The organism is Cohnella thermotolerans DSM 17683 (assembly GCF_000429825.1).
Lineage (GTDB): Bacteria > Bacillota > Bacilli > Paenibacillales > Paenibacillaceae > Cohnella > Cohnella thermotolerans.
The window spans coordinates 1-13,005 of sequence record NZ_AUCP01000097.1; the positions used below are offsets into that span (position 1 = coordinate 1).

The 13,005-nt window shown below is 54.8% G+C and carries 13 protein-coding genes and 2 pseudogenes; 5 read left to right on the forward strand and 10 right to left on the reverse strand.

Going from position 1 to position 13,005, the window contains the following annotated elements:
- The 3 genes and pseudogenes from G485_RS29270 to G485_RS0116220 all read right to left on the reverse strand — a co-directional run.
- A pseudogene (locus tag G485_RS29270) lies at positions 1–167 on the reverse strand (IS5/IS1182 family transposase); the annotation flags it as partial.
- Positions 168–334: 167 nt separating this feature from the next.
- Positions 335–895, reverse strand: coding sequence for an outer spore coat protein CotE (cotE, locus tag G485_RS0116215; RefSeq protein WP_027093397.1), 561 nt, complete (start codon positions 893–895; stop codon positions 335–337).
- 271 nt (positions 896–1,166) lie between these two features.
- Positions 1,167–2,696 carry a carboxypeptidase M32 gene (locus G485_RS0116220; protein WP_027093398.1) on the reverse strand — a complete coding sequence of 510 codons (1,530 nt, stop codon included), beginning with the start codon at positions 2,694–2,696 and terminating at the stop codon, positions 1,167–1,169.
- A gap of 116 nt (positions 2,697–2,812) precedes the next feature.
- Here G485_RS0116220 and G485_RS0116225 point away from each other — a divergent pair, with 116 nt between their 5' ends.
- Both G485_RS0116225 and G485_RS0116230 read left to right on the forward strand, forming a co-directional pair.
- Complete coding sequence (locus G485_RS0116225; protein WP_027093399.1) at positions 2,813–3,154, forward strand: iron-sulfur cluster biosynthesis family protein; 342 nt, start codon at positions 2,813–2,815, stop codon at positions 3,152–3,154.
- Between the two features lie 19 nt (positions 3,155–3,173).
- On the forward strand, positions 3,174–3,764 hold the full coding sequence (locus G485_RS0116230) for a beta-class carbonic anhydrase (RefSeq protein ID WP_027093400.1): 591 nt from the start codon (positions 3,174–3,176) through the stop codon (positions 3,762–3,764).
- 184 nt (positions 3,765–3,948) lie between these two features.
- Here the strand turns inward: G485_RS0116230 and G485_RS0116235 are convergent, their stop codons facing one another.
- A complete protein-coding gene (locus tag G485_RS0116235) occupies positions 3,949–4,488 on the reverse strand; it encodes a DUF309 domain-containing protein (RefSeq protein WP_169732328.1) in 540 nt (179 codons plus the stop codon).
- Between the two features lie 169 nt (positions 4,489–4,657).
- Here G485_RS0116235 and G485_RS0116240 point away from each other — a divergent pair, with 169 nt between their 5' ends.
- Both G485_RS0116240 and G485_RS0116245 read left to right on the forward strand, forming a co-directional pair.
- Positions 4,658–5,101 (forward strand): membrane protein, encoded by a 444-nt coding sequence (locus G485_RS0116240; protein WP_035156667.1) that lies wholly within the window; start codon positions 4,658–4,660, stop codon positions 5,099–5,101.
- A 6-nt stretch (positions 5,102–5,107) separates the two neighbouring features.
- Complete coding sequence (locus G485_RS0116245; protein ID WP_027093403.1) at positions 5,108–5,386, forward strand: DUF2653 family protein; 279 nt, start codon at positions 5,108–5,110, stop codon at positions 5,384–5,386.
- A gap of 145 nt (positions 5,387–5,531) precedes the next feature.
- Here G485_RS0116245 and G485_RS0116250 read toward each other — a convergent pair whose 3' ends face one another.
- From G485_RS0116250 to G485_RS0116270, 4 genes are all read right to left on the reverse strand, one after another.
- Positions 5,532–5,741 carry a helix-turn-helix domain-containing protein gene (locus G485_RS0116250; protein ID WP_156922407.1) on the reverse strand — a complete coding sequence of 70 codons (210 nt, stop codon included), beginning with the start codon at positions 5,739–5,741 and terminating at the stop codon, positions 5,532–5,534.
- Positions 5,742–5,864: 123 nt separating this feature from the next.
- Positions 5,865–7,556 carry a methyl-accepting chemotaxis protein gene (locus G485_RS0116255; protein ID WP_027093405.1) on the reverse strand — a complete coding sequence of 564 codons (1,692 nt, stop codon included), beginning with the start codon at positions 7,554–7,556 and terminating at the stop codon, positions 5,865–5,867.
- Positions 7,557–7,884: 328 nt separating this feature from the next.
- Complete coding sequence (locus tag G485_RS0116265) at positions 7,885–8,901, reverse strand: cytochrome d ubiquinol oxidase subunit II (protein WP_027093406.1); 1,017 nt, start codon at positions 8,899–8,901, stop codon at positions 7,885–7,887.
- Positions 8,902–8,914: 13 nt separating this feature from the next.
- Positions 8,915–10,243, reverse strand: coding sequence for a cytochrome ubiquinol oxidase subunit I (locus G485_RS0116270; RefSeq protein WP_027093407.1), 1,329 nt, complete (start codon positions 10,241–10,243; stop codon positions 8,915–8,917).
- A gap of 364 nt (positions 10,244–10,607) precedes the next feature.
- Here G485_RS0116270 and G485_RS26895 point away from each other — a divergent pair.
- Positions 10,608–10,967, forward strand: a pseudogene (locus G485_RS26895) (LysR family transcriptional regulator); the annotation flags it as partial.
- Between the two features lie 364 nt (positions 10,968–11,331).
- Here G485_RS26895 and G485_RS26900 read toward each other — a convergent pair.
- Complete coding sequence (locus tag G485_RS26900; RefSeq protein ID WP_051318345.1) at positions 11,332–12,156, reverse strand: copper amine oxidase N-terminal domain-containing protein; 825 nt, start codon at positions 12,154–12,156, stop codon at positions 11,332–11,334.
- 163 nt (positions 12,157–12,319) lie between these two features.
- A complete protein-coding gene (locus G485_RS0116285) occupies positions 12,320–12,886 on the reverse strand; it encodes a stalk domain-containing protein (RefSeq protein ID WP_027093408.1) in 567 nt (188 codons plus the stop codon).
- Between the last annotated feature and the right edge of the window lie 119 nt (positions 12,887–13,005).

A 13,005-nucleotide genomic window follows, 5' to 3' on the forward strand; every position in this document is an offset into this window, starting at 1 on the left:
ATGCGAACCGAATATGCTTTTTGACCGATGCCGATCGATGAGAAGGATTGGAAGTATTTCTCTTCCACTTTATCCCAAGGGATGAGTGCGGCAAGCTGTACCCAGCGATTCCCAGGATTAAGCTTCCCGCCAAAGGGAAAGTAGAAATTTTCCAACAGATCTGCCATATCCCGATTCGGCACGAACACGTTCGCTCACTCCATCTGCAAGGTTTTTTGCCAATTTTCTATGTTTTCCTTGCAGATAAATTCGACAAAAGTAGCTCAAATCCCTTGTGGAATAAGGATTTTTTGTTCGTTCAGCAAGCCCTAAGTACCGACCGCAATCGGGCCGCTTACAGATCATCTTCGAGCAGATCCGAATCGAGGTCCTCGAAATCGCCGTCTTCAAGCCCGAAGTCGGCATCCTTGGCATCGTCGTCGAACCCGGACGGATCGACTACCACGACGACCTTCGTCTCCGCGACCATCTCGACGGCGTATTCGCGTTCGACCCGGATCAGCACCGATGATCCGTTCGAGCTGACCGTGGCTTCCACGCAGTTCGGTTCTTGCGTCGCTTCCGCGGACACTTCCTCGGTGGACGCGCGATGCCGGGGGTCTACATACGAGAGCGGCACGAGCTCCACATAGGAGACCGTTTCTTTGGCTACGTCGGTTTGCGAGTTTTTGTCGTACGAATACCAGATGTTGATATCGTAGGACCCGACGACCTCGACGCCGCTTCCCGATCTCGCCGCTTCATATTGGTGATTGATGATCCACGCGCCCAGAATGCTGGTCGGGTGGTGCGGCGGCGTAACGGTATGGGTAACCGTCGAGAATTTCCGGCCTTTGCCGCAAACCGCCTTCGTGATGATTTCCCTGCGTTGCAGCCGTTTATCCGCAATAGCCATACGGTAGACCTCCTCCATACAATCAAGTCAATTAAGTCTATGCAGGACATTCGTCTAGAGTGACAAAAATGTATCCGTGCACAAGCGCTTCCGTTTCATTCTATGACTTGTTGCGCAGAAGATGACCGACGATTTTTCTCCCGTTTGGCGATCGATAGAGAACTGACCGGTTCGCGATAAGGCCGGAACAACGCTTCCGAAGCCGAAAAAAGCGGGACGAGCCCTCCGCCTCTCGCACATCGGCGGCGGCTCGTTCCCGCGTCCGCTTTTATTAGCCTAGCCTGTAAATGTCCCGGTATTTGCCTTCCAGGTAATCGCACAAATACGACGATTTCAATGGCTCGCCGCTGATCCGTTCGATGATTTCGGCCGGCTTCAGCAGCTTGCCGTGGCGGTACACGCCTTCGGTCAGCCACGCTTTGAGCGGCAGCAAATCGCCTTGCGCAATCTGCCCCTCCAGCTCGGGCAGCGCGGTCTTCGCCGAATTCATGATTTGGGCGGCGTACATATTGCCGAGCGAATAGGAAGGGAAGTAGCCGAAGGAGCCTCCGGACCAGTGAACGTCCTGCAGCACCCCTTCCGCATCGGTCGGCGGCACGATGCCGAGCGCTTCCTTGTACTTCGCATTCCACACTTCCGGCAGCTCGCGTACGGATAACGCTTCATTAAAGAGCATTTTCTCGATCTCGTACCGGATCATTATGTGCAGGTTGTAGGTCAGTTCGTCCGCTTCGATTCGGATGAGCGACGGCTCCACGACGTTGATGCCGCGGTAGAACGCCTCCGCCGACACGCCGTCGAGCTGTCCCGGAAAATGCTTCTGCAGCTCCGGGAAATACCGCTGCCAGAAGCCGCGGCTGCGGCCGATCATGTTCTCCCACAGACGGGATTGGGATTCGTGAATGCCCATCGACGTTCCGGTGCACAGCGTAGTGCCGGCCAGTTCCTCGGCGATGTTCTGCTCGTACAGCGCGTGGCCGCCTTCGTGAATCGTGCCGAACAGCGCGCTGGTGACGTCGTGCGCGAGATAGCGCGTCGTAATGCGCACGTCGCCCGGACTTAAGCCCGTTGCGAACGGGTGGACGCTCTCGTCTAGCCGTCCCGCCTCGAAGTCGTAGCCCATCTGCTTCAGCGTGTACAAGCTGAACTTCTTCTGGGCGCCGATGTCGAACGTGCCTTGCAGGAACGAGGTGTCCGGCCGGTCGCCCTCCTTCGCGATCGCCTCCGCGAGCGGAACGAGCCGCGCTCTCAGCTCGCCGAACAGCCGGTCCAGGCCGGCTGTCGTCATGTCCGGCTCGTACATGTCGAGCAGCGTATCGTACGGGGTCGATTTCACTCCCCAGAGCTCGACGAACTTGCGGTTATAATCGATAATTTTCTCCAAGTAGGGCGCGAATCCGGGAAAATCGTTCTTCTCCTTCGCCACCTCCCAGGCCGATTCCGCTTGCGAGGTCAGCACGACGTATTCCTTGTACATTTGAGGAGGAAGTTTCCGGTTGCGGTCGAAATCCTTGCGCGATTCCTCCACGAGCTTCCGGTCGATCGCGTTAAGCCCGGCGTATGTATCCGGCTCTTCCAGCTTCTGCAGCAGCTCCCCCATCTCGTCGGAAGTGGAGATGCGGAAAATCTCGGACGACAGCGTGCCGACCGCTTCGGACCGAAGCCCGATCCCTTTGCGCGGAGCGCCGGTGCGCATGTCCCAGTAGACGACTCCGAGAATTTCTTCGTACTGCTTCAATGTCCGCAACAGCTCGCGGAAACGTTCGAGCGCTTCCGGCTGACGGGATGTTTGACTCGCCATGGAGATCCGTCCTTTCCACCCTTTAGTATTCGCGTCCTCTTGATCATACCTTCCGCGAAATCTATAATCAATATCATGAGCGGGTCCAAGATGGACTCCGGAGGGAGAAAAATCGGATGAACGTATTATGGAGCGAGCAGGCGCTTCGGGCGCTTCGCGATCGATTCGGCGACGAGCCGGTCGGTCTGAAGCTGGTTTACGACACCGAAGGATGCGGCTGCGCGGTCAACGGCGTTCCTGCCCTGTGGGCGGTGGACGGTCCGGAGCCGGACGACAAGCGCGCCGAGGGCAATTTCGTTCCTTTGTGGCACGAGAAGCGCCACGAAATTTTTTTTGAAGAACGAATGCGCATTACGTACGACGAGAACTCCCGCAGCTTCTCGCTGCAGAGCGACTCTCAAATTTACACGAACCGTCTGGCCCTTCTGGATAAGAGGAACGCGGCCGCCAGCGTCTGATCGAAAGGAGTTTTCATCTATGAGAAGAGTCGATGAAATTCTCGCCCACAACCGGGCGTTCGTCGAGAACCGGGAATACGAGCAGTATTGGCCGGCCAAGCCGCAGGACAAGCGGGTCGTCATCGTCACCTGCATGGACGCACGGCTGACCGAGCTGCTGCCGAAAGCGTTCAACATCCATAGCGGCGACGCCAAAATTATTAAGAACGCGGGCGCGATCATTACCGCTCCGTTCGGCAACATTATGCGAAGCATTCTCGTTGCCCTCTACGAGTTGAACGCCAACGAAGTGATCATTTGCGGGCATCACGATTGCGGCATGACCGGCATCGACCCGCGCAAAGTCGTCGGCCATATGGTGGAGCGCGGCGTTCCGAAGCATGTCATCCATACGCTGCACCATTCCGGCGTCGACTTCGACCGCTGGCTGACCGGCTTCGAGGACGTCAAATCCAGCGTGGAGAAGAGCGTCGACATCGTCCGCCAGCATCCGCTCTTGCCGCCCGGCACGCCGGTGCACGGCATGATCATCGATCCGACGAACGGCAAGCTGGACTGGGTTGTGGACGGCTACGAGTATTTAGCGACTTCTACAACGGTCGATTTGTAAGGGACCGGAATCGCCTCCACTGTCGGACGAGTGCCGGGACATCCCGTGTCGATTCGGCAGCCCGCCCGGGAACGCGCGAACAAGACGAAAAAACCGGCTTGCCCCCTAACGGACGGCGGCGGAACAAACGCAAAACGGGAAGAAGCGGTATCACCCCCGCTCCTTCCCGTTTTTTTATCGGCGCCTACCGCTCGCGGTCGGCCGCCCTGGATTCGGCCGCGGCCTTCCGGGCCGCGACGACGTCACTGCGGTCCCGCCGCAAATGGCGGTGAACGATCTCCGCGCTCACTTCGCCGATCGGCGTGCCCCACTTCCAGCCCCGCTCCGCGCAAAGTTCCCGGGCCGCTTGCAGCAGCGACGGGTCCGCGATCGGCAGCTCGAAATCTTCGTAACGGACGCCCGCCGGACTTCCCCAGCCCGCGACCTTGTCGCGCAGCATCGTCGCAAGGCGTTCGCCGGCCAGCCCGATCCCGTTCATCCGGGGCGGATCGACCTCAGCCGCCGCTTTGGCCAGCAATTTGTACGCCCCCTCTCCGTTCCCTCTGCGGGCGTGATATTGCGCCACGGCGATGCGGACGAGAACGAGCCAGCAGCCTTCGCGGCCGGTGCCCTTCTCTTTTTTCCATAGCGCCTCCATCAGCTCGTGGCATTCGAAATAATCCCGCGACCCGAAAAATTCGGCCAGATAAGCGATAAATTCTTCCGGATATGGCCCTATCGACAACACGATTCATCCCCTAACGCATATGGCAGCAATGCCTACAATTCTATTTACAGCATAACTGAAAAACGCGGCGGCGGCACCCTTCCTTTTTGAAACCGATGGCCGGGCTCCCCGTATAACCTCTTGTAGCAACACCTATAAAAAGATCCATCAGGAGGAGTCGCGTACCATGTTCTGGAAGAAAGCTTTGCTCTTGTTCAGCCTGTTCACCTTCACCGTCGCGGTAGCCGTGCCCGTCGATTCGGCGGACGCCGCCCGCAAAGGCGGATTCAGCTCCGGCAAGAAGTCGTACACGCAGACGCCGAAGAAAGCCGAGGACAACGTGTCCAACAGCACGAGCGGCACGAAGACGAGCACCGGCACGAGCGCGGCGACGACGCAGAACCGCGGATTCTTCAGCGGCGGCAGCCTGATGAAAGGGCTTATGATCGGCGGCATCGCCGGCCTGCTCTTCGGCAGCCTTTTCAGCGGAATGGGATTCTTCGGAGACTTCCTCGGGCTGATCGTCAACGTGCTGGCGATTATCGTCCTCATCGCGCTCATCCGGGCCGTCTTCACGGCATTCCGGCGTAACCGCTACAACCGCAGACCGAACGATTCCCGCAGGTGGTAATCCGTCATGCGCTTGACCATGGATGAGATCGTCAACGCCGTCTGCCTGCACCTCGCCGAACGCCACGACGTTCCGGTAACGGCGATCGAAGTCGAGCTGCTCTGGGACGAGGAGCAAGGCTTTAGCGCGGAAGCGTGGGTGCAGGGCCGCAGCCGCTTCCTCGTGGAAGCGAACCTGAAAGAGTCGATCATGCGCTATATGCTCACCGAGTACAACGAGCGCGTCTACCCTTCCCAGATCAGGCTGGAAGTAGACGACGAAATTTGGGCGGAAATTTCCGCCTGATCGCTGCGGCTATTCCCGATCAGTCCCAACAACAGAAGCCCTTCGCCGGACTTTGCGGTCCGGTCGAGGGGCTTTTGTCGCGGGATCGGCGATACGTCCGGCAGGCACACCCGCTGGCAGGGGCCCCCGCTTTTCCAAGCAGACTCTACACCGAAGTGCGGGTCGGCTCCGGCGAAGCGCAGTTCTTGCGGAAATCCGTCGGCGTCTGGCCGTAATGCTTCTTAAACATCCGGTAAAAATACGATGCGTTCGTAAATGCTGTTGACGCCGACTTATCACGTCTTCGATATGTACAAGCGATCGAGCCCGCTTCGTTCCAGGCCGGTCGCGGGGACGACGGAACGGTTCGCTTCACGCTCCCTCCCGCTTCCGTCGCCGTGCTCACGCTGGAGTGAACCAGGAGGCGCCCCTCCTAAACAACGACAAAGCCGTTCAAGCGGAATCGCCCGCTCGAACGGCTTCTTACTTGGCTCGGCACTTATAGCCGGAACGTCTTCACCAACTGCTGCAGCCCGTCCGCGATATCCGTCAGCTTGCCGGACGCGACCCGAATCTCCTCGCTGGAGGCGAGCTGCTCCTCGGTCGCGGAAGCGACTTGCCCGGCCATGCCGGCGGTTTGAACCGCCATATGCCCCATGCTCTCGATCGACGCGGCCACTTCCTCCGAGCTGGCCGACAACTGCTCCGCGGCCGCCGCGGTCTCCTGCAGCCGGTTCGAGACTTCCGCCGTCGATCCGACGATGGCGGCGAACGCCTGCTCCGCTTCCTTCACGCCGAGCACGCTCGCTTGCACCTCCGCCAAATTGTCGCTCATCGCCCGGGCGACGTTCGCGGCATCTTGGCGGATCGCCTCAATCCGCTCGATGATTTTCCCGGACGACTCCTCCGACTGGGCGGCGAGCTTGCGCACCTCCTCCGCGACGACGGCGAAGCCTTTGCCGTGCTGCCCCGCGCGCGCGGCTTCGATCGCGGCGTTGAGCGACAGCAAGTTCGTCTGCGTCGCGATATCCCCGATCATGGACGTGATGGCGCCGATCTGGTCCGTCTGCTGCGCAAGCTTGCGGATCGTCTCTTCGGTTTGCTCGATCGAACGGGACAGCCCTTCCATCTTCCGGACGACGGCCTGGATCATGTTCGATCCGCCGCTCGCCAATTCCGCCGCTTCGCGGGACAACTCGGACACGCTCGACGTGTTGTGAGCGATGCGTTGAACGCCGGCGGCCATCTCGTCGATCACCTTCCCGCATTCGGCGGCATCCTTGGCCTGATGCTCCGATCCGCTCGCGACTTGCAGGAACGAATCCGCCACCCGCTTCGCGGTGTCCGCGCCCCGCTCCGCCCGATCGCTCAACTGCCTGGAGGAAGCCGCGACGGATACCGCGGACTGCTGCATTTGCCGAACCGACTCCCGCAGCCGCCCCAGCATGCCGCCCACCGCCTTCATCATGACGCCGAACTCGTCCTTGCGGCGAACGGGCAGCGGTTCCTGCGTCAGGTCGCCGGACGAGATCCGGTTCAGCGCCGACGTCGCGATTTGCAGCGGCTTGGTGATGTTGCGGATGAGAACGAACGCCAGCAACCCGATGGCGGCGAAGGCGGCCGCGCCGAGAACGACAAACGACTGCAGCGTCCTTCGGTACAAATCCGCCGCGTTGGCGGTGCTCTGAACGGCCCCGTTATGATCGAACATGACCATCATTTTGAGCAAGCTCCGCATGTTGTTGAAGTAAAGCATCGCCTCTTGCGTCGCTTTCGTCTCGGCTTCGCTGCCCAGCTCCGTCTCGGCGATCGCTTCGAACTTCTTCTTGAACATGCCCCAATTATTCGTCAGGCTGTCGTAATTGTCCCGGACCGCCTGATCGGTGATCGTGCTCTCGTAAGATTTCATGCTTTGCTCGATGTTTTGGACCAGCGTAGCGCGGGCAGCGACGAGCCGCTTCTTCTCCTCCGCGTTATCGGTCAGCTGCATCTGATAATAATTGCTCAAATATTGCTCGACGAATTGCGATACCGTGTTGATCGTCTCGATGCCGAACATCCATTTGTTCGTCACTTCCGAAGAATACTTTTGCAGCTGCTGAATTTTAAGAACGCCTACCCATCCGATCGCTACGGTAAAAATCAACACGACCAGAAACGAACCCAGCAGCTTGTTGCGAACAGTTCCCATCACCCAGTTCCCCCCTCAAACGGCTTCGAATGAACGGAAATTTCGGACGGTCCCGGATGCGAACGATCTTGATGCTTGTCCTCAATCCAGATCATAAATTCCAACGATTATCCAAGTATAAATGTCATGATATGTAACATTCAATAGTCTTTTTAAAATAATTGTCATATTACATAACATAAAGAATCGAAATTCGTCGATATGCACGAAGGAAGAGCGATGAATCGCACGCCTGATCAGACGAGATGGCCGATCATGGCGAGGAGAAGCAATAACGAAATTCCGAAACAAAGCGCCGTCAGCCACCGGTCCTGACGATCAAATAGATTCACGACAATTCCCCTTTCACGTATCGCGCATTGAACAAGAACAGTCTCAGAAGCAATACAATCGACGGAACCAGCAGCGCAAAACCCGCCACGAACGCCGCCGCCAGGGCCCGTCCCATGGCCGGATTCGTCGCTCCGGCGTACAGCGTCAAATACGGGTACAGCAAATAGGGCAGATGGGAGATGCCGTATCCGAAAAAAGCAAATGCGAACTGCAGCATGACCAGGACAAACGCGAACCCGTAACCCCTTCTTCGCCAAATCAGATAAGTCGCAGCGGCAAAGCTTCCCAGCGAAAGTCCGAAAAACCACCAAATATCCAGCGCTCGATAAAAGTGATCCGGGTTGTGGTTCCGCAAAGCGATAAAGACGAACAAGCTGGAGACGATCGTCGGAATCCCGCCCCATAGAGCGAATTGGCGCATCCGTTCGAGAGCCTTCGCGTCTTCCGCGCGAGCCGCATAATACGTCAAAAAAGTCGAGCTGATAAACAGCACGCTCGACATCGCGAGCAGAACAACCGCCCACGAGTAGGCGCTGTAGAACAGCTCCTCCAATAACAAGATCACGCGGTTGTCCCGAACGGCCAGAAACCCACCTTCCGAGATGGTGAACACCGTCGCCAAAGCGGGCGGGATGAGCAGTCCGGTCGCTCCGTAAGCAAGCAGATAGATGGAATTTTGCTTGGCGCCATAATTGGCAAACGCATAGAAAGAACCCCGAATGGCCAGCAGGATGAGCGCGATGCTGCCGGGAATGAGCAGCGCCGTTCCGTAATAATGGGCTGTCTCCGGGAAGAAGCCGACGATGCCCACGATGAAAAATACGAGAAAAACGTTCGTGACCTCCCAGACCGGAGACAAATACCTGGAGATGACCGGGCCGATGATCGTCTCCATCCCGCTGATCCGGCTGTAGTAGGCGTAAAATCCCGCCCCGAAATCGATGGAAGCGACGATCAGGTACCCGTACAGAAAGCTCCAAAGAACGGTAATGCCGAGATGTTCGATCGACATGTCCGGTCTCCTCTCATAGAATGATGCGGCGCGTCTCCAATTCCAACTCCGCCGGTTTGTTGCGGAACAGCCGGATGAGCACGAAGAGGCTGACGATGCCGAGCAAGGCGTACAGACCGGCGAACAGCCAAAAGGCGACGCCGACGTCCGAATTGGAGGTCGCCGCTTCGGCTACGCGCATATAACCCCGGAGAATCCACGGCTGTCTGCCGACTTCCGCATAAAACCACCCGAGTTCGATCGCGAGCAGCGAGAACGGCCCTCCCGCAAAAATGGCGCCCAGCAGCCAGCGATTGTAAGCATTCCAACGTTTCAAACGGAGCAACAACAGGAACAGGACGGGAACGGCCAGCAAGTAGAAGCCGATCGCCACCATCGCGTCAAATAAATAATGTACATAAAGCGGGGGCCATTCGTCTCGGGGAAAATCGTTCAAACCGATCACCTGGCCGTCGAGCCTGCGAGTGGCGAGGATGCTGAGCGCCCAAGGAATTTTGATCGCGCCGCTGATTTCCTGCGTTTCCGGGTTCAGCCGACCGCCGACGTAGAGCGGAGCCCTCGCGCCGGTCTCGAAGTGCCATTCCGCAGCGGCCAGCTTCTCCGGCTGCACGTCGGCCAGAAATTCGGCGGACATATCGCCGAACGCAATCGTAACTGCCGCAAGGATGATGCCGGCCGTCATATTGAGACGAATCGATTTGCGGTAATAATCGTCTTTTCGTCCCCGCAGCATGGCGAAAGCCGCGATCATGGCGAGCAGAAAGGCCGCCGTCAAATAAGCGGAGGTCAAGACGTGCGCCACTTTGGACGGAGCGGCCGGATTGAACATGGCGGCGAGCGGGTCGATGTGCGACAGCCTCCCGTTCTCGATCGCAAATCCTTGCGGCGTATTCATAAAGGCGTTGACGGTCGTAATAAACAGAGCGGAGCCGGACGAGCCGATCATGATCGGAAGGGTCAGCATCCAATGAACATAAGGATTGGAGAACCGGTTCCACGTATAGAGATAGATGCCGAGAAAAATCGCTTCAAAGAAAAACGCAAACGTCTCCATAAACAGCGGCAAGCCGATGACGTTCCCCGCCAACCGCATGAATTCCGGCCACAGCAGACTGAGCTGAAGGCCGATGCAAGTCCCGGTTACGACGCCGACGGCGACCGTAATGACAAATCCGCGCGCCCATCTTCGGGCCATGAGCGAATAATGCGCGTCCTTCCTCCGAATCCCCATCCATTCGGCAAGGGAAATAAAAACCGGAACGCCCACGCCGACCGTCGCGAACAAAATATGAAATCCGAGCGTCATCTCCGTTAAGCCGCGGCTCCACTCCACCGGATCCATGCCATATCCTCCCTTCGAAACATTGGTTACTTTGCCCAGTCGGAACGCTTTTATTCCGACCAGGCCACGTTTCCGGCTCGGCTTAGGAAACAACCTCCGGGCATCCGGCCGCCCAAGGGGATGTGATCGCGCTGAGCGGCGGGGCAACCGGTAGCCTCCATCGGCGTAAGCGTCAAACCCTGCACAAGCTTTGGAAGCGCTATGCTGACGCTGTCCAGCTCCCATCGCGTCTATCTCGCGTGTGGGTCAACAGATCTGCGCAAGTCAAGCTCTCGAATCTCATCATAGGGAATAATCAAATATAACTGAAATACACAAATTGAATATATGAAATAACCAATTGGTTATGATGGAGCGTGCGCAAATGAACTTGAACCTTCTCCGAATCTTCGTGCAAGTTGCAGAGACATCGAACATTACGGAGGCATCCAAAGCGTTGTTCATCTCGCAGCCAGCCGTGAGCAAAGCGATCAAAAATTTGGAGGCGTCGCTTCGCATCCAGCTGTTCATCCGTGACAAGCATAAAGGGTTGCTGCTGACGGAAGCGGGGCGGGAGATTCTCGTGTTAGCCAGGCAGATGAAGGCGATCGAAAACAGCATTTATCAAATTGCCGGCCGGGAGAACCGCCTGCTCGGCGGCAAGATCAAAGTCGGTTCCTTCCCCGCAGCAACAACAAACTTGCTATCCATTCCCGACAGACTTGCCATGTATACCTTATCCTATTTTGAACACCCATTTCTTCTATTTTCTTCATTTTTAGATAGTATTATTAGATAAACTTCTTCTTCTACCAATTGTTACTGCCAACGCATAATGTCCGCCAGTTGACGGTGTAAGCTGTCCTGCTGGTGACGGTCAATTTGTCCGACCTACAACTTTTTAAATTTTTCAGCGCTGCAGTGCCTGTGGAAATGTCCGAAACCCCGCGCCAATTAAGGAATTTATTTATCCACAGCACCCTCCTGGATGCCTACTTTTAGCCCTTTACTGTCGAACGCGGGTCATTCTAAAGCCTGTCTAGGCAATGAATTTAAATGATATAAAAAAGAGGTTCTGCTTTTTAGCAGAACCTCTACGCGTTATTTTCTTATCCGACCGTTTTACCAACTGCCAGAATGTACCCCAACGTATGACCACCTGCAATATTCATATTGAAATCATAAGTAGCCCCTGCTTTAACAGCAGGTCTGGTTCTTTCTTTAGGCATTAAAAGCATGGAACCATCTTTCCTAACAAAGGTAAGCCGTAAATCTTCGGTATCTTTGGGCATATCTTTACCTGAAATATTTTGAGCCTTTGCTTTAATTTTACCGTCCTTATCGGATGTCGGAAGTGTCAGTTCCACGGATAACGGACGAATATCGTTGGTATTCATGTCAACATCCTTAGGAGTTCCGTAAAAGTCGATTCCGCTTTTCAGATCAGAAATAATTTTGCTTGTTTCTTGAAATTTCTCATCGGTCATCGTAAGCAGAGAATCTTTGTAAGTGCTTTGAATTCCTAAGCCATCTATTAGTACCCGCGCTGGAATAAAAATCTGCCCTTGTTTAATGACAGGCACTGTATCAATTTGGCTGCCAGTGCCGTTGTACGTAACATTTTTCGAATTAATGGTCACTTCAACTGTTTTATCATTCCAAGATACTGTTGCTTTTTTGGACGCGGCATCGTATCCGACCTTTGCGCCAAGCAACTCACTGACCGCACGCAATGGCATCATAAAGCGGTTTTGCTTGTCAATGTAAGGTACATCAGGAGTCGTATACAGTACATAATATTGATTGATCTTCAAGATAACAGGAGCTTTAACGGTCGTTTGTTTTGCCGAAGCTGCTGAAACACTCCCCAAAGCCAAAGAAAACATAAGAACAGCAATAATAGTTGAAATAGAAATTCGTGAAATTTTTTTCATTATGTCTCACTCCTACAAATTATTATTGAGCGTCGCTAGAGGTTGTCCCAAAGTGTTCGCATAACATGGACATCCGAATTTACATCTTAAAAGGACCTCAAACTTCACTGCAAAGTGAAAGAAGAGGCCCTTTTTATCAAAGGAATTCGGTTCTAAATGTAGCTCAAGACGACTTCTCCTCAAACGTTACATAAACATACAAATAACTATCTTTAACCCCTGGAACGGCTTCAGATTCCTTGATTCCCAAAAAGCTTAATTTCTCTTCCCATTCATCTCGTTCCTTATCCTTATACGAAGCACTATATTTATCAAAGAGGTAAGCCACAACCGACGAGTTGATTTCCGTTCTTCCTTGGGACATACGAATCCATTCCTTAGGAAGAACAATTTTGGTGTCCGAACTTTCCAATTTTTGATTTGAAAAATTGAACACCAATGTTTTTCCGGCACTTGTAACCTCAGCAATTTTGGTTTTGTTGTCCCATTTAATCCCGCTTACTCGGGTATCAAACAAATCTTTGATGGGAACATACGCTGCTTTGTACTTGAATTCTTTTTCAGTCTTACCTTGATTAATGTGCAACACCGTATAAGTTCTTGCTGGACTATAGGCATTTTTTGCCCTTTCCAAAAGGGTTTTCCCTGTAGGAGTGGCTGCTGAGGCAATTGCCCCAAACATAAGTAGCGATAAAGCCATTGCACATAAAGCAATTAACTTCTTATTCATTTTACTGTACACCTCGCACGTATTAATAGTTGAGTCCGTATAATTGTGTAAAATGGTAGTTTACTGAAAATAAAGGGAGCCATAATCCCAATCCCTCAGTTAGAATGATGGTGTCTAAG